15 protein-coding genes and 1 pseudogene are annotated in these 23,271 nt (G+C 66.6%); 9 read left to right on the forward strand and 7 right to left on the reverse strand.

Features of this window, described 5'->3' with window-relative positions; all coding sequences use genetic code 11:
• Positions 1 to 47 precede the first annotated feature (47 nt).
• Together ATF69_RS01690 and ATF69_RS01695 are read right to left on the reverse strand one after the other, a co-directional pair.
• Entirely contained in the window at positions 48 to 905 is an 858-nt protein-coding gene (locus ATF69_RS01690) for a beta-keto acid cleavage family enzyme (protein ID WP_146869723.1), read from the reverse strand.
• Positions 902 to 1,901, reverse strand: a pseudogene (locus ATF69_RS01695) (3-hydroxyacyl-CoA dehydrogenase family protein). Before ATF69_RS01695 ends, ATF69_RS01690 begins: the two are co-directional and overlap by 4 nt.
• A 110-nt stretch (positions 1,902 to 2,011) precedes the next feature.
• Here ATF69_RS01695 and ATF69_RS01700 point away from each other — a divergent pair.
• Positions 2,012 to 2,929, forward strand: a complete 918-nt coding sequence (locus ATF69_RS01700) for a LysR family transcriptional regulator (protein WP_146869724.1) — start codon at positions 2,012 to 2,014, stop codon at positions 2,927 to 2,929.
• Positions 2,930 to 3,028: 99 nt separating this feature from the next.
• The gene (locus tag ATF69_RS01705) at positions 3,029 to 3,937 is read left to right on the forward strand and encodes a hydroxymethylglutaryl-CoA lyase (protein WP_146869725.1); all 909 of its coding nucleotides are present in this window, start codon (positions 3,029 to 3,031) and stop codon (positions 3,935 to 3,937) included.
• Between the two features lie 28 nt (positions 3,938 to 3,965).
• Here the strand turns inward: ATF69_RS01705 and ATF69_RS01710 are convergent, their stop codons facing one another.
• The 3 genes from ATF69_RS01710 to ATF69_RS01720 are packed head-to-tail and all read right to left on the reverse strand — an operon-like array spanning position 3,966 to position 9,955.
• The gene (locus ATF69_RS01710) at positions 3,966 to 5,429 is read right to left on the reverse strand and encodes an efflux transporter outer membrane subunit (RefSeq protein ID WP_146869726.1); all 1,464 of its coding nucleotides are present in this window, start codon (positions 5,427 to 5,429) and stop codon (positions 3,966 to 3,968) included.
• Entirely contained in the window at positions 5,426 to 8,614 is a 3,189-nt protein-coding gene (locus tag ATF69_RS01715) for an efflux RND transporter permease subunit (protein WP_146869727.1), read from the reverse strand. The genes ATF69_RS01710 and ATF69_RS01715 overlap by 4 nt, the downstream gene beginning before the upstream one ends.
• Positions 8,615 to 8,632: 18 nt before the next feature.
• The gene (locus ATF69_RS01720) at positions 8,633 to 9,955 is read right to left on the reverse strand and encodes an efflux RND transporter periplasmic adaptor subunit (RefSeq protein WP_244303636.1); all 1,323 of its coding nucleotides are present in this window, start codon (positions 9,953 to 9,955) and stop codon (positions 8,633 to 8,635) included.
• A 208-nt stretch (positions 9,956 to 10,163) separates the two neighbouring features.
• Here ATF69_RS01720 and ATF69_RS01725 point away from each other — a divergent pair, with 208 nt between their 5' ends.
• The 5 genes from ATF69_RS01725 to ATF69_RS01745 all read left to right on the forward strand — a co-directional run bounded on the left by ATF69_RS01725 (position 10,164) and on the right by ATF69_RS01745 (position 13,960).
• Positions 10,164 to 10,697 carry a YbaK/EbsC family protein gene (locus tag ATF69_RS01725; RefSeq protein ID WP_146869728.1) on the forward strand — a complete coding sequence of 178 codons (534 nt, stop codon included), beginning with the start codon at positions 10,164 to 10,166 and terminating at the stop codon, positions 10,695 to 10,697.
• Positions 10,694 to 10,960, forward strand: a complete 267-nt coding sequence (locus tag ATF69_RS01730) for a DUF1289 domain-containing protein (protein ID WP_015015746.1) — start codon at positions 10,694 to 10,696, stop codon at positions 10,958 to 10,960. The genes ATF69_RS01725 and ATF69_RS01730 overlap by 4 nt, the downstream gene beginning before the upstream one ends.
• Positions 10,957 to 11,610, forward strand: coding sequence for a 2-hydroxychromene-2-carboxylate isomerase (locus ATF69_RS01735; RefSeq protein WP_146869729.1), 654 nt, complete (start codon positions 10,957 to 10,959; stop codon positions 11,608 to 11,610). Before ATF69_RS01730 ends, ATF69_RS01735 begins: the two co-directional genes overlap by 4 nt.
• A 173-nt stretch (positions 11,611 to 11,783) precedes the next feature.
• On the forward strand, positions 11,784 to 13,445 hold the full coding sequence (locus ATF69_RS01740) for an MFS transporter (protein ID WP_056057882.1): 1,662 nt from the start codon (positions 11,784 to 11,786) through the stop codon (positions 13,443 to 13,445).
• Between the two features lie 305 nt (positions 13,446 to 13,750).
• Positions 13,751 to 13,960, forward strand: coding sequence for a hypothetical protein (locus ATF69_RS01745; RefSeq protein WP_056057887.1), 210 nt, complete (start codon positions 13,751 to 13,753; stop codon positions 13,958 to 13,960).
• 90 nt (positions 13,961 to 14,050) lie between these two features.
• Here the strand turns inward: ATF69_RS01745 and ATF69_RS01750 are convergent, their stop codons facing one another.
• Positions 14,051 to 15,169 carry an ABC transporter substrate-binding protein gene (locus ATF69_RS01750; RefSeq protein ID WP_146869730.1) on the reverse strand — a complete coding sequence of 373 codons (1,119 nt, stop codon included), beginning with the start codon at positions 15,167 to 15,169 and terminating at the stop codon, positions 14,051 to 14,053.
• A gap of 81 nt (positions 15,170 to 15,250) precedes the next feature.
• The gene (locus ATF69_RS01755) at positions 15,251 to 16,369 is read right to left on the reverse strand and encodes an ABC transporter substrate-binding protein (protein WP_192422265.1); all 1,119 of its coding nucleotides are present in this window, start codon (positions 16,367 to 16,369) and stop codon (positions 15,251 to 15,253) included.
• Between the two features lie 210 nt (positions 16,370 to 16,579).
• On the opposite strand from ATF69_RS01755, the gene uvrA reads away from it, so the two are divergent.
• Together uvrA and ATF69_RS01765 are read left to right on the forward strand one after the other, a co-directional pair.
• Positions 16,580 to 22,453 (forward strand): excinuclease ABC subunit UvrA, encoded by a 5,874-nt coding sequence (gene uvrA / locus ATF69_RS01760; RefSeq protein ID WP_146869731.1) that lies wholly within the window; start codon positions 16,580 to 16,582, stop codon positions 22,451 to 22,453.
• Between the two features lie 182 nt (positions 22,454 to 22,635).
• Positions 22,636 to 23,142, forward strand: coding sequence for a hypothetical protein (locus ATF69_RS01765; RefSeq protein WP_121941067.1), 507 nt, complete (start codon positions 22,636 to 22,638; stop codon positions 23,140 to 23,142).
• The last annotated feature ends 129 nt before the right edge of the window (positions 23,143 to 23,271 follow it).

Raw genomic sequence — 23,271 nt, forward strand, 5'->3', positions numbered from 1 at the left:
CTGCGGGTTGATGTCAATGGATGGGGAGCACGATGAAGTGGTGCCGCTCAGCCTGCGCCAAAGCGCTGCCGGATGTCGGCGGCGGTGGCCAGCGGGCGGCCCAGCGCGGCGGCCGCTTCGACGGCCTGGCGCACCAGTGCGGTGTTGTCGGGGGCCACGCTGCCGTCCTTGCACAGCAGGTTGTTTTCAAACCCCACGCGGGCGTGGCCGCCAAACACGGCGGCTGCGGCCACGCAGGCGTTCTCTGCCGCCCCGAAGGCGCACACGGCCCAGGGCTCGTTGCCGTCATGGGCGTTCAGAAAAGGCAACAGGTCGCGCGGGCTGGAGGTCTGGCCCGCGCTGTAGCGGCCCAGCACAAACAGCAGGAGCCAAGGTGCATCCGGCACCACGCCACTGGCGCGCAGCGCCTGCCAGCGGCGCAGGTCGGCCACGTCGTACAGGATGACCTGCACCATGGTGTACCGCTGGGACAGGCCGGTGAAGAAGCGCTGCAGTCCGGCTTCGCCGATCTCGGGCTTGTCTACTTCGCGCAGGCCGATGGACACGGCCTCGGGTTGCAGGGCCTCCACCATGGCGATCTGCGCGGGGGCCTGGTACACGCCTGCGGCTTCACTGGTGATCTGTATGACCATCGCGTCGCCCACGGCCTGGCGCACCACGCGCTGCGCCTCACGGTAGCCCTCCACGTCCAGGCTGTGGCGGCCTTGTGCGTCGCGGATGTGCATGTGCAGCATGGCCGCGCCTGCATCCAGGCAGGCTTTGGCCGTAGTGGCCAGCGTGGTGGGGGTGATGGGCACGGCGGGGTGGTCAGCGGGCTGTTTGTAGGCGCCGTTGGGGGCCACGGTCACGATCAGCGGGTCGGCCCACTGGCTGGCAATGGTGGGTGATGCGGGCGATGCACTCATGCGCGGGCTCCGGTGGTCGTTGGGGTGTCCGTCTGTGACGTGTCGGTGGGGGGCTCGATGGTGGGCAACTCGCTGGCAAGCAAAGCCAGGCCCTGGCGCAGCAGCGTGTCGTAGCGCGTGCGTTCGGCCCGCTTGCGGTCTTCGGGCCAGTCAAAAAAGCCCTTGCCCGTCTTCATGCCGAGCTGACCCTGCGCCACCTTGTCGCGCAGGGCCTGGGCGGGCACGTCGGTGTTCGACAGCGTGGGGTACATGGTGGCGGCTGCGGCGGTGTGCACCTCAATGCCTGCGTGGTCGCGCTGCAGCACCGGCCCGGCCGCCAGAAAGCGGAAGCCAAAACCAAAGCGCACGGCGGCGTCCACGTCCTCCGGCGAGGCAATGCCTTCGTCGATGAGCGCAAAGGCCTCGCGCGAGAGCGCATGCTGCATGCGGTTGGCCAGAAAACCCGGCTTATCCTTCTTGACCAGCACCGGTACGCTGCCGCAGCCGCGCATGAAGGCGTGCAGCCAGGTGCCCAGCGCGGGGTCGCTGCGCTCGCCCAGCACCACCTCCACCAGCGGCACCAGGTGGGCGGGCATGAAGAAGTGCAGGCCCAGCATCCGCTGAGCCGTGCCCAGTCCCTGGGCGATGGCACTGATGGGAAAGCCCGAGCTGTTGCTGGCCAGCACGGCGTTGGGGGGGGGCCACGGTTTCCAGCTCGGCAAACAGCTTTTGTTTGGCTGCCAGTTGCTCTGTGATGCATTCCACCACCAGCACCACGCCGTTCCAGTCCACATCCTGCAGGCTGGCGCACACCTGCACCGGGCCGGCGTGGGTAGCTTGGCCTGCGGCGGCCAGCTCCTGCGCAATGTGCGGCCGCAAGTGTTCGCGGCGGGCGGCGTGGGGGTCCACCACCGTGACCTGCGCGCCGCCACGGGCCAGGACCACGGCCACATCGGCCCCCATGGTGCCTCCGCCTACCACCACGGTGCGCGCGCTGCGCGGCGAACTGTTCTCCATCGTGTCTCCTTGATGCTCTCAATCTGTTCAAGCGGTGTGCTTGCGTTGAATTCAGTCTAGGGGCCCCACATTACGCGGTCCAGACGTCTTTTTCGATAGACTGATCGGTTATGAAGATCAATTGGTCCGCCCGCGAGGTGGATGTGTTCCTCTCCCTGGCCGAGACGCTGAGTTTTCGGCGCACGGCCTTGCAGATGCATTTGTCGCAGTCGGCGGTGTCGGGCACGGTGGCTCGGCTGGAGGAGATGCTGGACGTGCGCCTGTTCGAGCGCACCACGCGTACCGTGCAACTCACGCTGGCGGGCGAGGTGTTTGCCGAGCAGGCGCGGTTTCTGCGCCACCAGATGGAGGAGACCGTGCGCCGCGTACAGGAGGTAGCGCAGCTGCAGGTGGGCCGCATTGCGCTGGCGGCGCTGCCGTCGCTGGCAGCCGGGGCCGTGCCCCGCGCGTTTGCCCGGTTCGCCACTCAGCACCCTGGCGTGCAGATGGAACTGATCGACAGCCTGGCGGGCCCGGCGTTTGACATGGTGCGTGCCGGGCGCGTGGACTTTGCCCTCACCGCCGCCAACCCCGCCTATGCGGATCTGGACTACACCCCGCTGGTGTCCGATCGGTTTGTGCTGCTGATGCAGCGCACGCACACCCTGGCCCGTGGGCGGGGTGCCATCGCCTGGGCCGAGGTGGCCGAGCTGCACCACATCTCCATGCCTGCGGGCACCAGCGTGCGGCAGTACGCGCAAGAGGCCCTGCTGACGCACCGCATCCGCTTTGAACCCCGCTACGAGGTGGAGCACCTGGCCACCATCGCGGCCATGGTGGCTGCGGGGCTGGGTGTGAGCGCGCTGCCCGAGCTGGCCGCCCAGGTGGTGCGCCGGCCCGAGGTGGTCACACGCCCGCTCAAGGCGCCCGTGCTGCACCGGCCCATCGGTCTGATCACGCTGCGCGGGCGGCCGCTGTCGCTGGCGGCGCAGGCCATGGTGGCCTTGCTGCGGCAGGAGGTGGAAGACGCTGACAGGCCAGGAGCCTGATGGCGCGTCCGGCGAATGGTCTGGCACGATATGGGGTGGCCCTGTGGAGGCGGTGGCGAGACAATGGCGGCATTCCTTGATCCACCACTTGGTAGCCCCATGAGCATTCCCTCCCGCGTCCGCCTCATCGACGTTGGCCCCCGTGACGGCCTGCAGAACGAAAAGACCCCGGTGCCCGCCGCCGTCAAGATCGAGCTGGTGCACCGCCTGCAGCAGGCCGGCCTGAAAGAGATCGAGGTCACCAGCTACGTCAGCCCCAAGTGGGTGCCGCAGATGGCCGACAACCACGAGGTGATGGCGGGCATCACCCGCCAGCCAGGCGTGGCGTATTCGGTGCTCACGCCCAACCTCAAGGGCTTTGAGGCGGCATTGCTGGACAAACCCGACGAGATCGTCGTCTTCGGTTCCGCCAGCGAGGCCTTCAGCCAACGCAACATCAACTGCAGCATTGCCGAGAGCATCGAGCGTTTTGCCCCTGTAGTGGAGGCCGCATTGGCCGCCGGCATCCGTGTGCGCGGCGCCATGAGCTGCACCGTGGGCTGCCCGTACGAAGGCGACATTGCCCCTGAGCGCGTGGCCTACCTGGCTGGCCTGCTCCAGGGTATTGGCGTGCAGCGCGTGGATGTGGCTGACACCATTGGTGTGGGCACGCCGCGCAAGGTGCAGAAGGCGCTGGAGGCCACGTTGCAGCACTTTGGCATCGACGAGGTGTCGGGCCACTTTCATGACACCTACGGGCAGGCGCTGTCCAACACGCTGGCCGCGCTGGAACTGGGCGTGTGGAACTTCCAGTCGTCCGTGGCGGGTCTGGGCGGCTGCCCTTATGCCAAGGGCGCCACCGGCAACGTGGCCACCGAAGACGTGGTGTACATGCTGCAGGGCATGGGCATTGAGACCGGCATCGACCTGGATCTCCTCATCGATGCCGGGGCCTACATCAGCAGCTTCCTGGATCGCAAGCCCAACTCACGCGCGGCCAATGCCTTGCTGACCAAGCGCGCGGGCTGACTATTGATCCATCTGCACCCGGCCGCCGTCAACCGGCGTCCGGGGTGCCTCCCAGCACCTTCCACAGCGTCACGCGGTTGACCTGCTCGGCCTGGCGCAGGCCGATGAGGGTCTGCTGCGCCGCATACAGGCTGCGCTGCGCATCCAGCACCGTGAGGTAGTTGTCCACCCCGGCCTTGAAACGCGCCTCCGACAGGTCGAACGCTTTCTGGGTGGCGGCCACCAGCCGCGTCTGCGCCGCAATGCGCTCGTCCCACTGCGCGCGGTCGGCCAGCACATCGGCGGTCTCGCGGAACGCGGTCTGCACGGCCTTTTCGTACTGGGCCACCGCGATGCGCTGGTTGGCCTCGGCCACCTGCACGTTGGCGCGGTTGCGGCCGGCGTCGAAGATGGGCAGGCGGACCAGCGGCACAAAGCTCCAGGTGCCGCTGCCTGCACCAAACAGGCCGTCCAGCTCGCGGCTGCCGGTGCCTACATTGGCCGTGAGGCTGATGGTGGGGAACAGGGCCGCCCGCGCAGCGCCGATGTTCGCTTCGCTGGCGCGCAGGGCGTTTTCGGCGGCCTGCACATCGGGGCGGGCGAGCAGCACGTTGGAGGCCAGCGGCACCGGCACGGGCTGCAACGCCGCCGGGGCCTGCGCGTCTGCACGCAGCGTGCTGGCAGTGGGCCACAGGGCCGCAGGCACCGGGCCGCCCGCCAGCAATTGCAGTGCGTTGCGGTCGCGCTCCACCTGCGCCAGGTAGGTCGCCACATCGCCGCGTGCCGCGTCCACCGTGGTCTGCGCCTGGGCCAGCACCAGTCCCGATGTGGAGCCGATGGCGTGGATGCGTTCGGTCAGTGCATAGGCCTTTTCGCGGCTGGCCAGGGTGTCGCGCGCCAGCTGCAGCCGGGCTTCGTCGGCGGCCAGGGTGAGCCAGGCGTTGGCCACATCGGCAATCAGGCCCGTCTGGATGTTGCGCTGGTTCTGCTGGCTCTGCAGAAACTGCTGCAGCGCTGCGTCGTTGAGGTTGCGCACCCGACCCCAGAAGTCGATCTCGTAGCTGGCAAACCCCAGTTGTGCCGTGTACTGCGTGGCCACCTGTGCAGGGGCTGTGGCGCTGCTCATGCCGGCGGCGGTGCGCGCGCGGCTGGCCTGCGCCTGCGCGGTGACGCTGGGCAACAGGTCGGCGCGGGTGATGCCGTACTGGGCGCGGGCCCGTTCGATGGTCTCGACGGCCACGCGCAGGTCGCGGTTGTTCGACAGCGCGAGGGCAATGACATCGCGCAGCGGCTGGGCCTGCACCCAGCCCAACGCCGCTGCCGCCTGCAGGCTGGCGTCGCTGGCCACGGCCGGCTGTCCGCTGGTGGTGCCCACGGTGTCAGGCACCGGCAGGGCGGGGGTCTGGTGCATGGGGGCCAGGTTGCAGCCCGCGATCAGTGCGGTGATGGCCAGGGCTGCAGCGATGGCGGCAATCCGGCGCTGGCGGCGTGGCAAAAAGGGTGGGCGCGTCATGCTGCGCTCTCCTGAGTGGGGTGCGGTAGGGTGGTGGCAGGCGGTGGCGGTGCGTTGTCCTCGCTGCGCGACCGGCTCTTGAACCAGCGGCGGATCAGCAGGAAGAACACCGGCACCAGGAAGATGCCCAGCACCGTGGAAGCCAGCATGCCGCCCAGCACGGCGGTACCGATGGCCACCCGCCCGCCTGCACCCGCGCCGGTGCCGATGGCCAGCGGGATCACCCCGAAGCCAAACGCCAGCGAGGTCATCAGGATGGGCCGCAGGCGCAGGCGCACGGCCGCGACGATGGCGTCAAACAGGTTCTTGCCCTGCTCCTGCAGCTGCACCGCAAACTCCACGATCAGGATCGCGTTTTTGGACGCCAGCCCCACCGTGGTCAGCAGCCCCACCTGAAAGTACACGTCGTTGGTGAGGCCCCGGGTGTAGGTGGCGGCGAGCGCGCCCACCACGCCCAGCGGCACGGCGAGGATCACCGACAGCGGCACGGTCCAGCTTTCATACAGGGCTGCCAGGCACAGGAACACGAACAGGATCGAGATCGCGTACAGCATGGGGGCCTGGGCGCCCGACTGGCGTTCCTGCAGCGAGGCGCCCGTCCACTCGTAGCCAATGCCGGGAGGCAGTGTGCGCAGGATGTCTTCCACGATCTTCATGGCTGCGCCCGAGCTCACGCCTGGTGCCGCGCGGCCTTCCAGCTCGTACGCCGGGTTGCCGTTGTAGCGCAGCAGCTGCGGCGAGCCGTAGGCCCAGTAGCTGGTGGAGAACGCGCCAAACGGCACCATCTCGCCCTTGCTGTTGCGCACGCTCCAGCGCGCCACGTCCTGCGGCAGCATGCGCGCCGGGGCGTCGCCCTGGATGTACACGCGCTTGACCCGTTCGTTGTTCAGGAAGTCGTTCACGTAGGTGCCGCCAATGGCGCTGGAGAGCACGCTGTTGATGTCGTTGTACGACAGCCCAAGCGCGGCGGCCTTGCGGTCGTCGATCTCCAGGCGCAGCTCGCTGGCGTCCTCCAGGTTGGTCATGCGCAGGTTGGTCAGTTCGGGCCGCTTGCGCGCTTCGGTCAGAAAGGTGTTGGTGGCCGCCAGCAACGCCTGGTGGCCCAGGCCGTTCATGTCCTTGATCACGAAGTTGAAGCCCGAGCTGGAGCCCAGGCCCCGCACGGCCGGCGGCATGACGACCAGCACCCGCGCATCGCGGATGGAGGCCAGGTCGCGCGTGGCCTTGTAGGCGATCTGCGCGGCGGCCTGGTTGGGCAGCGTGCGGTCTTCCCAGGGCTTGAGGCGCACAAAGCCACGTGCCGAGGCCTGGTCTCCGTTGATGCCCGAGACCTGGTAGAAGCTCAGCACATCGGGCTGCTGCGCAAAGTAGTCGCGCACCTGGTCCAGCACGCTCTGCAGCCGCGCATCGGCGGCGCCCGAGGGCAGGTTCACGTTCACGTACAGGAAGCCCTGGTCTTCGTCGGGCAGGAAGGATGTGGGCAGGCGCGCCATGAGCAGCCACACCACGCCACACACCGCCAGAAAGATCAGCACCATGCGTTTGGTGCGGCGCAGGGTGTAGGCCACTGTGCCCTGGTAGCGTGCCGAAGTGGCGTCGAAATGGTGGTTGAACCAGCGGAAGAACCGGTCGTTCAGCCCCAGCAGGCCGCGGCGGATGGGCCGGTCATGCCCGGCAGACGCGGCTGCGGGCTTGAGCAGCGTGGCGCACAGCGCCGGGGTGAGGGTGAGCGCCACAAACACCGACAGCGCCATGGCCGCCACGATGGTGATGGAGAACTGCCGGTAGATCACGCCGGTGGAGCCGCCAAAGAACGCCATGGGCACGAACACCGCCGACAGCGTGACCCCGATGCCCACCAGGGCGGGCGTGATTTCGCGCATGGACTGGCGGGTGGCCTCCTTGGCCGACTGGCCGGTCTCGTGCATCACCCGCTCGACGTTTTCGACCACCACGATCGCATCGTCCACCAGCAGGCCGATGGCCAGCACCATGGCAAACATGGTCAGCGTGTTGATCGAATACCCCGCCAGCGACAGCACCCCGAAGGTGCCCAGCAGCACCACCGGCACGGCGATGGCGGGGATCAGGGTGGCGCGGAAGTTCTGCAAAAACACGAACATCACGATCACCACCAGGATCATGGCTTCGCCCAGTGCGCTGACCACTTCCTTGATGGAGGCGCGCACAAAGGGCGTGGAGTCCGAACTCACGAAGTAGTCGATCTGGTTGGGAAAGTAGGGCTTGAGTTCAGCCAGCTTGGCGGCAATGGCATCGGCCACCTGCATGGCGTTGGCGCCGTCGGCCAGCACGATGCCCATGCCCGCGCCGGGCATGCCATTGAGCTTGGCCTTCACAGTCAGGTTCTCGGCGCCCAGCTCTACGCGGGCCACGTCCTTGACGGTGACCACTGAGCCATCGAGCGCCGACTTGAGCACGATGGCCTCGAACTGCTCCACCGTCTTGAGCTTGGTGCGGGCGGTGATGGTGGCGTTGAGCTGCTGGTCGGACACCGCGGGCAGGGCGCCCAGCTGGCCGGCAGATACCTGCGCGTTCTGGGCGTTGAGCGCATTGACCAGGTCCGACGGCATCAGCGCGTACTTCTCCATCTTGGCCGGGTCCATCCAGATGCGCATGGCGTAGTTGGTGCCGAACACCGTCACGTCACCGACACCGTCGATGCGGCCGATCACGTCCACCAGGCTGCTGGTCAGGAAGTCGCCGATGTCCACGGCGCTCATCGAGGGGTCTTTGGAGAAGAAGCTGTAAGTGACCAGGAAGTCCTGCCCGCCCTTGTTGACGAACACTCCCCGGCTCTTGACGGCGTCGGGCAGGCGGTTGGTGGCGGCCTGCAGCTTGTTCTGCACCTGCACCTGCGCCACGTCGATGTTGGTGCCGGGCGCGAAGGTGAGCGTGGTGCGCGAGCGGCCCGAGGCATCCGAGGTCGAGCTCATATAGAGCATGTTGTCGATGCCCTTGAGCTGCTGTTCGATGATCTGCGTGACCGAGTTTTCGACCGTCTCGGCCGAGGCGCCGGTGTATTGCGAGCCGATGGTCACGCGTGGCGGAGCGATGTCGGGGTACTGCTCCAGTGGCAGCGTGACGATGGACAGTGCACCGCCCAACATGATGATGATAGCGATGACCCAGGCAAAAATGGGCCGGTTGATGAAGAACTGAGCCATGTGCTGCGTCCTTCGTGCTCAGCGGGAGGCCGCTGGGGCAGGGGCCGAGGCGGGCGCGGCACCTGCAGCGGGCGGCGCGTCGGCGCCAGGGGCTCCCTTGCGGCCCTTGGCGGGTGCTTTGGGGTCCACCTCCACCGCGCGCACCTTGTCGCCCGGTTTGACGCGCTGGAACCCTTCGGTCACCACGCGCTCGCCGGCAGCCAGCCCGCCTTGCAGCAGCCACTGGTTGCCCACCGCCCGGTCGATGCTGATCGGGCGTTTTTCCACCACATCGCCTTCCTTGACCACCAGCACGCTGGGCTTGCCGGTGAGGTCTCGGGTCACGGCCTGCTGGGGCACCAGCAGGGCTTCGGGCGCAAGGCCGGTGGGCAGCAGCGCCTGTACGTACATGCCGGGCATCAGCGTGCCCTTGGGGTTGGGCACGACGGCGCGCAGCGTGACGGTGCCGGTGGTGGCGTTCACGATCACGCCGGCAAACTGCAGCTGGCCGCGTTGCGCGTACTCGGTGCCGTCGTCCAGGCGGATGCGCACGGGGACCTTGTCGCCCTCGACCTTCTGGAAGCGGCCTGCGTCCCAGTCCCGCTGCAACTGCATCAGCTCGGTGGTGGACTGGGTGAAATCCACGTACATCGGGTCAAGCTGGACGATGGAGGTCAGCGCATCGGCCTGGTTGGCCGTGACCAGCGCTCCCGGCGTCACGTTGGACAGGCTGATGCGTCCACTGATCGGTGCCTCGATGCGGCTGTACTTGAGGTTGATGCGGGCGGTGGCCAGGTTGGCCTGGGCCACGGCCACGTCGGAGCGCGACTGGGCTGCGGCGGCCTGGCTTTCTTCAAAGGCCTGCTGGCTGATGGCGTCGATCTTCACCAGCTCCGCATTGCGCTTGGCGGTGGCCTCCTGGGTGCGCGCGGTGGCCTCGGCCTTGGCCAGGGCTGCCTGCGCGCTGGCTTCGGTGGCCCGCAGCGAGGCGTCATCGATCTGGTACAGCGGCTGGCCTTGGCGCACCAGCATCCCTTCGGTGAACAGGCGCTTTTGCAGGATGCCCGACACCTGGGGCCTTACCTCGGCCGTGAGCGAGGCGCGGGTGCGGCCGGGCAGGGCGGCTTCGAGCTGCTGGCTTTGCTGCTTGAGCGTGATCACGCCCACTTCAGGGGCGGCCTTGGCCGGTGCGGGGACCTCGTTGGGTTTGCTGCAGCCGGACAAGATGCCCGCGATCAGCAGCAGCCCCAGCAACGCTCCCCGGCATGGCAATGCCCCGAGGGCGGGGCGGCCCGGCACAGTGTTGGCAGGGGAGGTCGCGGGCAGGCTCGGGCACAGCGGGGACAACGCAGCATCGTTCATGGGCGTGGGAGCGGTTGGGTTGGGAAGGTTCGGCGCATTGTGGGGCGCACACATTTCCTGTTTGTAAAGTGGCCGGATTTGGCCCGGGTGCCGGAGCGCCGTGCAGGGACATGCGGGCCGGGGTGCGAGGGAGGCCATGGCGCGCGGCAAAATGGAGGGAGACCCGACCGAATCACGCCCCCCTGTGGACCTGCTGGAGACAACGCGAATGTGTGGAGCCGAACTGAAGAACCTGCCCGAGGGCGTACAGCGAGTGGCTGCCGAACTGCAGCGGCGCGGCCACCCGCACCTGCCGCAGATGCTGGACGATGCCGCACGCACCGCACAGCAGGCCGCCGATGCGCTGGGCATCCTGGTGGGGCAGGTGGCCAAGAGCATCATCTTCCGGCGCAAGAGCGACGATGCTGCGGTGCTGGTGGTCACCTCGGGCGACCGACGCGTGGACGAGAAAAAGGTGGAAGCCCATGTGGGCGGCAAGATCGGCCGGGCCGATGCCGAGTTTGTGAAATCGCGCACCGGCTTCTCGATTGGCGGCGTGTCGCCCGTGGCGCATGCCACGCCGCCCGTCACGCTCATTGACCAGGACCTGCTGCGCTTTGACGTGGTGTGGGCCGCAGCAGGCCACCCCCATGGTGTGTTCCCCTTGCACCCCACCGACCTGCAGCGTCTGACGGGCGCACCCGTGGTGGACGTGGTGCAAGCACCGGTGGCGGACGCGTCTGCGCCCCAGGCGGTCGCATGAATGCTATTGATCTGCTAGCTGCCAAGGCAAAAGAGACTAGCGCTACTGGCCAATTTGACCCCAAAAGTGCCGAGCCAGTGCCTTCGCCCTGCATTTCGGTGTGCCGCATGACGCCCGACCGCAGCCACTGCGAAGGCTGCTTTCGCACGCTGGATGAAATCCGCGCCTGGTCGCGTGCCGACGCTCCGCAGCGGCGCGCCATCTGGGCGCAGTTGTTGCAACGCGCCGGCATTGCCTGGCCCGTGCCGGAGACCGAAGCATGAAGCGCATCACGTTCTACCTGGACTTCATTTCTCCCTATGCCTGGCTGGCGTTTGAGCGCTTGCCCGAGGTGCTGGAAGGGCTGACCTACAGCGTGACCTACCAGTCCGTGCTGCTGGGTGCCCTGCTGCAGCAGCACGGCAACCCCGGCCCTGCGGGCATTGCCCCCAAGCGCGACTGGACCTACCGCCATGTGACCTGGCTGGGCCATGCGCAAGGCACGCCACTGCAGATGCCTGCGCGCCACCCGTTCAACCCGCTGCCCCTGCTGCGCCAGGCCCTGGCCTGCAGCGACGACGGCAGCATCAACCGCTACGTGGCGGGCACGGTGTTGCGGCACGTGTGGCAAGGCGGCGCCGACGCGCTGGACCCTGCGCGCCTGGCCACGCTGGCCGAGGCGCTGGCGGAGCAGGTGCGCCCCGGGCAGGACGTGAACAGCGACGGCCCCAAGGCCTTGCTGCGCGCCAACACCGAAGCCGCGCAAGCAGCCGGTGTGTTTGGCGTGCCCGCGTTCGGTGTGGATGGCAAGCTGTTCTGGGGGCTGGACGGCCTGCCCATGCTGCGTGCCTACCTCGATGGCGACGCCTGGTTCGACGGCCCCGCCTGGGACGCTGTCAGCCAGCTCCCATCGGGTTTACCCGGCAAGCCCTGAGCAATTTCCGGATGCTGAAAGGGGTGCTGCGGGTTTCACCCTAAGTTGTCAGAGAGCGGTCAGTTTGATGAAAGCTCTTGTTGGTTTCGCGTCAGAGGGTGGTCAGTGCCATCTCCAAGAATGCGTGCAGCCCGCCGCAGTGCGGTCTGTAACACCAATAGGAGACACACACCATGGCAACTGTTCATCCCGCACCGCGGCCGATGTCGCCCGAAGAGAGGAAGGTCATCTTCGCCTCGTCGCTCGGCACCGTTTTCGAGTGGTACGACTTTTACCTGTACGGCTCGCTCGCAGCCATCATCGCCAAGCAGTTCTTCAGCGGTCTGGATGCCGGTTCGGCGTTCATCTTCGCGCTGCTGGCGTTTGCGGCGGGCTTCATTGTTCGTCCCTTCGGCGCCATCTTCTTCGGCCGCCTGGGCGACATGATCGGCCGCAAGTACACGTTCCTGGTCACCATCCTGATCATGGGCCTGTCCACCTTCATCGTGGGCATCTTGCCAACCTACGCGTCCATCGGTGTGGCCGCTCCCGTCATCCTGATTGCCCTGCGCCTGCTGCAAGGCCTGGCACTGGGCGGTGAATACGGCGGTGCTGCCACGTATGTGGCCGAGCACGCACCGCACGGCAAGCGCGGCGCCTACACCGCCTGGATCCAGACCACCGCCACGCTGGGCCTGTTCCTGTCGCTGATGGTGATCCTGGGCACTCGCACCGTGCTGGGCGAAGAAGCCTTTGGTGATTGGGGCTGGCGTGTTCCGTTCATCGTGTCGATCCTGCTGCTGGCCATTTCGGTCTGGATCCGCCTGTCGATGAACGAATCCCCTGCCTTCCAGAAGATGAAGGCCGAGGGCAAGACCTCCAAGGCACCGTTGACCGAATCCTTCGGCCAGTGGAAGAACCTGAAGATCGTGATCCTGGCACTGGTGGGCCTGACCGCCGGCCAGGCCGTGGTGTGGTATTCGGGCCAGTTCTATGCGCTGTTCTTCCTGACGCAAGCGCTGAAGGTCGATGGCGCCACCGCCAATATCTTCGTGGCCGTTTCGCTGCTGATTGGTACGCCGTTCTTCATCGTGTTCGGTTCGCTGTCGGACAAGATCGGCCGCAAGCCCATCATCCTGGCAGGCTGCCTGCTGGCCGCGCTGACGTACTTCCCTGTGTTCGGTGCGCTTACCAAGGCGGCCAACCCTGCCCTGGCTGAAGCCCAGGCCAAGAACAAGGTGGTGATCACCGCTGACCCTGCCGAGTGCTCGTTCCAGTTCAACCCCACCGGCACCACCAAGTTCACCAGCTCGTGCGACATCGCCAAGCAGGTGCTGGCTGGCGCTTCGGTGAGCTATGAAAACGCTGTGGCTCCCGCCGGTACGGTGGCGAGCATCAAGATTGGCGAAACCGCAATCCCCTCGTACACCAGCAAGGGCCTGAGCGCTGACGAAGCCAAGAAGAAGGACGCCGAGTTCAAGAAGCTCGTGGCCGACGACCTGAAGGCCGCTGGCTACCCCACCAAGGCAGACCCTGCACGCATCGACAAGGTGATGGTCACCATCATCCTGACCTACCTGGTGCTGCTGGTGACCATGGTGTACGGCCCCATCGCCGCCATGCTGGTGGAAATGTTCCCCACCCGCATCCGCTACACGTCCATGTCCCTGCCGTACCACATCGGTAACGGCTGGTTTGGCGGCCTGCTGCCCACCACGGCGTTTGCCATCGTGGCCCAGACCGGCAACATGTACAACGGCCTGTGGTACCCCATCATCATCGCCGGTGCCACGGTGGTGATCGGTGGCCTGTTCATCAAGGAAACCAAGGACGTGGACATCTACGCCAACGACTGATCGTTACTGACCGGTGTACAGGGCCCGCCCCGCAAGGGTCGGGCCCTGTGTTCCATCAAGGGGCTTGTCCGCGCACCAGTACAACCCATAACCCCGGGGATGCTGTGCATGATTCGAGCGGTAAGTGTGCGCTGCGGATCGGGATGGGCTGCAAGGCGCAAAACGCAGCAATAGCCGCAGCTATTGCGAGGTTTTGCAACGCGGCAGACCGCCCGAGCCCGCAGATGCATACGGCGCGACGAATCGTGCACAGCATCCCTAGCCAGGCCCCTTGATTGAACAAACCCATCCCAGGAGATATTGATATGTGGAAGATTGTTGTTGGCTTCGTCTTGTTTGCCGCCTTGTCGATGTACGTGATCATCACGGCGGGCGACAAGGCCGACATGGGCGGAGAAAAGCACGGTGCCGATGCGGTGCACGCCCCCGAGGCACCCGCCAGCGCAGCTGCACCCGCAGCCGCCGCCGCGCCGGCACCCGCTGCAGCCCCTGCATCGGCTGCCAGCGCGCAATAAGCGCATTGCCCGGCATGACAAAGGCCCTGCCAGCAATCGCTGGCAGGGCCTTTTTTTGTCGTGTCGTCACGCGCGGGCGCTTGCGCCGCGTCAGCGCTTGAAGCGGCCGTCCGTGCCGATGATGGACAGGTCGGAGAAGTCCAGTCCGCTGTGGTCGGTGGGGCTGTAGCTCAGCTCCAGCCCACCCAGGTCCCACTTGTGGATGCTCTCCAGCCCTGCATGCAGCTTGGCGCGGTCGGGCTTGGCACCTGCGCGCTTGAGGCCTTCCACCAGCACCTTGGCGCTCACAAAGCCCTCCAGCATGGCAGGCGTCAGGTCGCCGATGTTCTTGGCCTTGGCCAGATCGATGGCCTCCTTGATCACCGGGTAGTTGAGCGAGCGCTCGGACGGGAACACCTGCGTCACCACCACGCCCCGGGCCTGGTCGCCCAGGGCCTTCACAAACCCGCCCGACGCGTTGTTGGACAGGGTGACGATCTGTCCGGCAACGCCCGCGGCGCGCAAGGCCTTGATGCCGTCGACCACCGCAGCGCCGGTGCCGATGAAGATCACGGCCTGGGGCTGCTTGCCGGCCACGCGCGGGGCGATGGCGCTGTAGTCGGGCTTGGCACGGTCAAACTTTTCGATGAACAGCGCCTCGATGTTGTTGGCCTTGAATCCGGCCTGTGCACCAGCCAGCCCGTCGGCGCCAAACGTGTCGTCCACATGCACCACGCCAATGCGCTGGATGCCGAGCGTGTGCAGGTGCGAAATGGCCTTGGTCACCTCGCGCTGGTAGGGCGCCCGCACGTTGAACACGTATTTGCTCACCGGCTGGTGCAACGCAATCGCCCCGGTGGACGGACCCACCAGCGGCACGCCATGCTGCTCCAGCACCGGGATGATGCCCTGGGTGTGGGGCGTTCCACGGGTCATGAACAGGCCGATCACGCCCTTTTGTTCGATCAGTATGCGGGTGTTGTCCAGGGTCAGTTTGGGGTCGAACTTGTCGTCCAGCGATAGCACCTCCACCTTCTGCCCGCCCACGCCGCCCTTGGCGTTGACATGGTCGATGTAGAGGGCTGCGCCCTGCATGGATTCGGCCACCGTGGCGGCGGCCGAGCCGGTGATGCCCACCGTCTGGCCAATGAGGATCTGTGCATGGGCCGAACCGATACCCAGGGCAGCAGCCAGAGCGCAGAGCGCGCCGGCCAGGCCAGTTTTCTTCATGGGGTTGTCTCCTGCGTGTGGAGCGCCCGAGTGTAGGGACGCCCCCGCGCGGGACAACTGTAAAAACGCGTAGGCGGGCGCTCAGCGGCGGAAGCGCCCGTCCGTGCCGATGATGGCCAGGTCGGCAAAGTCCAGCCCGGTGTGGTCCTCGGGGCTGAAGTTCACCTCCAGACCGCCCAGGTCCAGCTTCTTGATGCTCTCCAGCGCGACCTGGATCTTCTCGCGGGTGGGCTTGGGGCCCGCGCGCTTGAGGCCTTCCACGAGCACCTTGGCGGCGGCAAAGCCTTCCAGCATGGCGGGACTGATTTCGGTGAGCCCCTTGGTCTTGGCCAGTTCCTGGGCTTCCTTCACCATCGGGTAGGTCACGGCCCGTTCGTTGGGGAACACCTGGGTCACGATCACGCCCCGCGCGTTGGCCCCCAGGCTTTTGATGAAGCCGCTGGAGGCATTGTTGGACAGCGTCACAATCTGCGCGGCCGAGCCCGCCGTGCGCAGTGCGGTGGTGGCATCCACCACCGCAGAGCCCGAGGCCACCATCAGCACCGCCTGCGCATCGGCCTTGGCCACCTTGGCGGCAATGGGGGCGAAGTCGGGCTTGGCGCGGTCGAATTTTTCAGACACCACCGCCGTCAGTTTGGCGGCCGCCAGGCCCTTTTGCGCGCCCTGGATGCCGTCGGCGCCAAAGCTGTCGTCCGCGTACACAAGTGCCACGCGGGTGATGCCCATGGAGGCCAGGTGGGTGATTGCCTTTTCGGCCTCGCGCTGGTAGGTGGCGCGCACATTGAAGATGTATTTGCGCACCGGCTGGTGCAGCACCATGGCGCCGGTGGACGGTGCCACCAGCACCACGCCGTGTTTATCCAGCAGTGGCAGGATGGCCTCGGTGTGGGGTGTGCCCCGGTTGAGGAACAGGGCCGACACGTTCTTGTCCTCAATCAGCGTGCGGGCGTTTTCCGCCGCCAGCTTGGGGTCGAACTTGTCGTCCAGGGAGATCAGCTCGATCTTCTGGCCATTGACACCGCCCTTGGCGTTGATGGCGTCGATGAACAGCAGCGCGCCATCGGTGGTCTCTTTCACGCCCGCTGCCACCTGGCCGCTGAAACCTGCTGTCTGGCCGATCAGGATCTGGGCATGGCTGGCTGCACTGGCCGCAAGCGCCAGGACCAGGCCGGCCGCTCGCAGTTGCCATTGTTTTGTCATGGCGGTCTCCTCTTGTTTTGTGTGAAAGGCCGCAGTCTAAACCGATGTTTCGGGCCAGAACACCCGCTTTTCGCCCGCCGCTGCTCCATTGCTTGTGCTTTGTCCACGGTCAAAGCACCGCAGCGCGTCTCGGGGGTAATCGGCGCGCGCAGGCGCAAACGCCAGGTGCGTCCCTAGAATGTCCCGCCTCACACCCGAAAGACCGCTTCCATGACCCAGGGACTGATCCGAATCCGCGGCGCACGCCAGCACAACCTCAAGAACCTGGATCTGGACATCCGCACCGGAGAACTCACGGTGGTCACAGGCCCCAGTGGCTCGGGCAAGTCCAGTCTGGTGTTCGACACGCTCTATGCCGAGGGCCAGCGCCGGTATGTGGAGACCTTCAGCGCCTATGCGCGCCAGTTCCTCGACCGCATGGACAAGCCCGCCGTGGACAAGGTCGAGGGTGTGCCCCCGGCCATTGCCATCGACCAGACCAACCCGGTCCGCTCCAGCCGATCCACCGTGGGCACGATGACGGAGCTGAACGACCACCTGAAGCTGTTGTTCGCGCGTGCCGGCCAGTTGTTCGACAAGCAGACGGCACAGCCGGTGCGGCATGACACGCCCGAGACCATTTATGCGGAGCTACAGCAGCGCAGCGCCGCAGCGGGCGACCCGCGCATCGTCTTAACGTTCCCCGTGGAGCTGCCTGCCAACACCAGCGCCGAGCAGGTCGAGCAATGGCTGTCTGCCAGTGGCTTCACCAAGGTGCAGGCCGAGCGCGAAGTGGCCACGCCCACCGGCCCGCGCAAGGTGCTGGATGTGGTGGCCGACCGGTTCCGGCTGGGCAACGCCGAGAAGGCGCGTGTGATCGAAGCCATCGAGGTCGCGCTCAAGCGCGGCACGGGGCGGCTGAATGTCTATCGTCTCGTGGATGAGGGTGAGGCCGAACTCTGGCGCTTCTCCACCGGCCTGCACTGCCCTGACAGCGACCTGCGCTACAGCGACCCCATCCCCTCGGCCTTCTCGTTCAACTCCGCCGTGGGCGCGTGCGACAGCTGCCGGGGCTTTGGCCGCGTGATCGGCGTGGACTACGGCCTGGTCATCCCCAACGACAAGCTCACCCTGCGCGCCGGTGCCATCAAGACCATCCAGACGCCGGCATGGAAGGAAGCGCAGGACGACCTCATGCGCCACGCAGAGGCGGCAGGCATCCCGCGCGACACGCCCTGGAACAAGCTCACGGACGATCAGAAGAAATGGGTCATCGGCGGCGCGCCCGGCTACAAGGACGGCCAGTGGAGCAAGCAGTGGTATGGCATCAAGCGCTTCTTCGAGTACCTGGAGAGCAAGGCCTACAAGATGCACATCCGCGTGCTGCTGTCCAAGTACCGCAGCTACACGCCGTGCCCCACCTGCGCCGGTGCACGCCTCAAGACCGAAAGCTTGCTGTGGCGCATCGGCCGTAAGGAAGATGCCGATGCGGTGCTGGAGCCGGGCAAACGGTTCATGCCCGAGGGGGTGCAGTGGTCGCGCGAGCAACTCGAAGCGCTGCCCGGCCTGTGCCTGCATGACCTGATGCTGCTGCCTATCGACCGCCTGCGAAGGTTCTTTGATCGCATGCAGTTGCCGGTAGGCGACGATGCCAAAGGCGGCGATGCGCAAGCGCTCAAATTGCTGCACGAAGAAATCACCACGCGCCTCAGATACCTGTGCGACGTGGGCATTGGTTACCTCACGCTCGACCGGCAAAGCCGCACGCTGAGCGGTGGCGAGGTGCAGCGCATCAACCTGACCACGGCCCTCGGCACCTCGCTGGTCAACACGCTCTTCGTGCTGGACGAACCCAGCATCGGCCTGCACCCGCGCGACATGCACCGCATCACCGAGGCCATGCTGCGCCTGCGCGACGCGGGCAACACCCTGGTGGTGGTGGAGCACGACCCCGCCGTGATGCTCGCGGCCGACCGCATGATCGACATGGGCCCCGGGCCGGGCCGCCTGGGCGGGCAGATCGTGTTCGACGGCACCACGGCGGATTTGCGCAAGGCCGACACGCTCACGGGCGCCTACCTGGGCGGCCGCAAGCATGTGGGTTTCGGCTTCAAGCGCATGGTGACGGAATCGACCCCGCGCCTCATCCTGGAAGGCGCGCGCGAGCACAACCTGCAGGATGTGACAGTCGAATTTCCGCTGCAGCGCCTGGTCACCGTGACGGGCGTGAGCGGCTCGGGCAAGTCGAGCCTGATCCAGGATGTACTCGCCCCCGCGCTGTTGCGCCACTTCGGCAAGGCCACGGATGCACCGGGTGCGCACGACCGCATGCTGGGCGCCGACCACCTGTCGGACGTGGTGTTCGTGGACCAGTCGCCCATCGGCAAGACAGCGCGCTCCAACCCCGTCAGCTACGTGGGCGCGTGGGACAGCATCCGCGAACTCTTCGCCGTGGCGCCGCTGTCCAAGCAGCGCAGTTACACCGCCGCCAAGTTCAGCTTCAACAGCGGCGACGGGCGTTGCCCCACCTGCGGCGGCTCGGGCTTTGAGCATGTGGAGATGCAGTTTCTGAGCGACGTGTACCTGCGCTGCCCTGACTGCGACGGCAAGCGCTACCGGCCCGAGATTCTGGAGATCACCATCGAGCGCGGCGGCAAATCGCTGAATGTGGCGGATGTGCTGGCGCTGACCGTGGCCGAAGCTGCGGCCGTCTTTGCGAACGACCGCGACGTGATCCGCGCGCTGCAGCCCATCGTGGACGTGGGGCTCGAATACGTGGCGCTGGGCCAGCCCGTGCCCACCCTGTCGGGCGGCGAAGCGCAGCGCCTCAAGCTCGCAGGCTTTCTGGCCGAGGCTGCACGCGTACAAAGCAAATCGCGCCAGACGGTGGCACGCAAAGGCACCCTGTTCCTGTTCGACGAGCCCACCACCGGCCTGCACTTTGACGACATCGCCAAGCTGATGCGCGCACTGCGCAAGCTCATCGACGCAGGACACTCGCTCATCGTCATCGAGCACAACCTGGACGTGATCCGCGCGAGCGACTGGCTGATCGACCTGGGGCCGGAAGGCGGCTATGCGGGTGGCCTCATCGTGGCCGAGGGCACGCCCGAGGACGTGCGAGCCCACGCTACATCCCACACCGGGCAGGCACTGCGCGACTACGAACTGGCGTTGGGCGTGGGCGGCCACTCGGTGCACGAAAAGGCTGCTGCGCTACGAAAATCAGAGCGCCTTGCGCATATGGATCTAGCGCCTGCGGCCAAAAACGCCATAGAAATCGTCAATGCGAAGGAACACAACCTCAAGAACCTGAGCGTAGACATCCCGCGTGGCAAGTTCAATGTGGTGACGGGCGTGAGCGGCTCGGGCAAGTCCACGCTGGCGTTCGACATCCTGTTCAACGAGGGCCAGCGCCGCTACCTCGAATCCCTCAATGCCTATGCGCGCTCCATCGTGCAGCCTGCAGGCCGGCCCGAGGTGGATGCGGTGTACGGCATTCCGCCTACCGTCGCCATCGAGCAGCGCCTGTCGCGCGGCGGGCGCAAGTCCACCGTGGGCACCACCACCGAGGTGTGGCACTTCTTGCGTCTGCTGTACGTCAAGCTGGGCACTCAGCACTGCGTGAAGGACGGCGCCGCCGTGCAGCCGCAGACGCCCGAGAGCATCGCCGCGCAGCTGCTCACGCAGTTCCGCGGCCAGCACATCGGCCTGCTCGCGCCGCTGGTCATGAACCGCAAGGGCGTGTACACCGAGCTGGCCGACTGGGCCCGCCCGCGCGGCTACACGCATCTGCGCGTGGATGGCAACTTCTTGCCCACCACCAATTTCCCGCGCATCGACCGCTTCAAGGAACACACCATCGAGCTGCCCGTGGCCAGCCTCGATGTGTCGCCCGAGAACGAAGCGGCTTTGCGCACCGCGCTGGCCGATGCGCTCACGCACGGCAAGGGCGTGGTGCATGTGCTCAGTGGCATCACCGGCCTGCGCGAAGCCATGGAGGGCGGCCAGCCCACGGCCGGTATTGGCACGCTGCAGGCGTTCTCCACCAAGCGCGCCTGCCCCGTGTGTGCCACCAGTTATGCCGAGCTGGACCCGCGCCTGTTCAGCTACAACAGCAAACATGGCTGGTGCCCCGACTGCGTGGGCACCGGCGTCAAGCTCACCAAGGACCAGCGCAAGGTGTTTGACGACTCGGTGCAGGACGACAAGGAAAAAGGCCGCGAGCAGACCTTTGCCGAGCCCGAGGTGGAAGACCTGGCCGACACGGCTTGCCCGAGCTGCAGCGGCACACGCCTGAACGCCACGGCGCGCGCTGTGCAGTTTGCCGGTGTGGGCATCACCGACATTGCCGCGCTGTCTGTCACGGACGTGCGCCGCTGGGTCGAGACCCTGCGCATTGAAGGTGGCATGACCCAGCGCGAGGCCGACATTGCCCGCGACCTGGTGCCCGAGATCCAGAGCCGCCTGGAGTTTCTGGAAGAAGTGGGCCTGGGCTACCTCACGCTGGACCGGGGTGCGCCCACGCTCAGCGGTGGCGAGGCCCAGCGCATCCGCCTGGCGGCGCAGCTGGGCAGCAACCTGCAGGGCGTGTGCTACGTGCTCGACGAGCCCACCATCGGCCTGCACGCGCGCGACAACCAGATTTTGCTCAACGCCCTGCACAAGCTGGGCGACAAGGGCAACACGCTGGTGGTGGTGGAGCACGACGAAGACACCATCCGCCGCGCCGACCACATCATCGACATCGGCCCCAGCGCCGGCAAACGCGGCGGGCGCCTGGTGGCGCAGGGCAGCGTGGCCGACATCACGGGCGCCGAAGATTCACAAACTGGCCGCTACCTGCTGCACGCGATGAAGCACCCGCTGCAGCTGCGCCGCAGCATGGCGCCCGGCGAGGTGAGCGCCGAGGCCACGGCGGCCTTTGCCCAGGCCGAGGCGGCAGCGCCCACGGGCCGCCAAACCGCCGCCGTCAAGAAGCGTGCGGCGCAGGCGGCATCGCTGGCCGCTGACGCACTGACCGAGGCCAAGGAACGCGCCGCCATGCGCTGGCTCACGGTGCATGGCGCGCAGTTGCACAACCTGCAGAACGTGACGGCCACCGTGCCGCTGCACCGCCTGGTGGCAGTGACGGGCGTGAGCGGTTCGGGTAAGTCGACTCTGGCGCGCGATGTGCTGCTGGCCAATGTGCAGGCCTGGGTGCAGCAGCGCAGTACCAAGGCCGGGCGCGATGCCATGGACGCGGGCAAGGCGCCGCCACTGGTCGGTTGCACAGGCCTGTCGGGCTTCGAGAGCATCGACCGCGTGCTCGAAGTGGACCAGACACCCATCGGCAAAACGCCGCGTTCATGCCCCGCCACCTACATCGGCTTCTGGGACACCATCCGCAAGCTGTTTGCCGAGACGCTGGAGGCCAAGGCACGTGGCTATGCGGCCGGGCGCTTCAGCTTCAACACCGGCGAAGGCCGCTGCCCTAGCTGCGAAGGCGCGGGCGTGCGCACCATCGAGATGAGCTTCTTGCCCGATGTGAAGGTGCCCTGCGAGACCTGCCACGGCGCGCGCTTCAACCCCGAAACGCTGGCCGTGACCTGGCGCGGCAAGAGCATCGGTGACGTGCTGCAGATGGAAGTGGACGAGGCCGTGGGCTTCTTCGCCACCATGCCCAGCATTGCGCATCCGCTGCAGCTCTTGCAGGACGTGGGCCTGGGCTACCTCACGCTCGGCCAGCCGTCACCTACGCTGAGTGGTGGCGAGGCCCAGCGCATCAAGCTTGTGACCGAACTCACCAAGGTGCGCGACGAGGTCGGCCGACGGGGCCAGAAGGCGCCGCATACGCTGTATGTGCTGGACGAGCCCACGGTGGGGCTGCACATGGCCGACGTGGACAAGCTCATCCGCGTGCTGCACCGCCTGGTCGATGGCGGCCACAGCGTGATCGTGATCGAACACGACCTCGATGTGATCGCCGAGGCCGACTGGATCCTGGACCTGGGGCCCGAGGGCGGTGGCGCAGGCGGCCGCATCGTGGCGGCGGCCACGCCCGAAGACGTGGTGGCGGCGGGGACCCACACCGGCAAGGCCCTCGCGCCCGTGCTGGCCCGCTGAGGCATGCAGGGCTGACGGCAGGAGGCTGGGCCAGCCTGGTGGTTGGCGCACAGCCCTGTCGGCCTCTGTCCTACGCACTGCGCAGAACATGGCGCACGCGCTGCATGGGATGGGCTTCCTACGATGGATTGCAGGGGATCGGCTCCCCACCTTCCATCCACATTTCAAGGACGCCCATCACCATGAACGCATTCAAATTCCTCAAGACCTGTACCGCTCTGGCGGCCACCTCCGTGTTGCTGGTGGCCTGCGGCGGTGGCAATGACGACGACCCATCTCCCAGCAACGAGCCCGGTGTGCTGACAGTCAGCAACGCCACCATCGATGGCCTGAATGGCGTGTATGGCAACGGCGCTCTCAACCTCACCGATGTGGACAAGAAGAACCCTGTCGGTTCGGTGCCGGAGCTGTGCACCTTCCGGTTCGATGGCGCCAACAAGGTGGGTTCATCGGCCACGGCCTTTGGCGATATCCGTTACCGCCCCGACGCCACCAGCCTGCACCAGGTGTTCCTGACGTTCGATGGCAAGGAATACGGCAGCGGCGAACCCACCGACACTGCCGTGGTCCGCGAAAGCGACCAGGTGCGCTTCAGCGGCAAGACGCTGACGGCGTCGGACGGATCTGGCGCCACGCTGCGCGTCAGCGGCATCGTGCCCATGCGCCCCAACCGTCCTTCGGGCTGTTGAGTCCGTGTTTTGCGCCTCTGAGACGCGGTTCAAGATCTGATTGCTTGTCTCCCTCCCCGGTCCCTTCGGCCGGTTCAGCCCCAGCTGCGATAGCGGCAGGGGCTTTTTTTTGGGGGCGTGCGCGCGGCG

The sequence above is a fragment of the Acidovorax delafieldii genome, assembly GCF_007993815.1.
In the GTDB taxonomy this organism is placed as follows: Bacteria; Pseudomonadota; Gammaproteobacteria; order Burkholderiales; family Burkholderiaceae_C; genus Acidovorax; species Acidovorax delafieldii.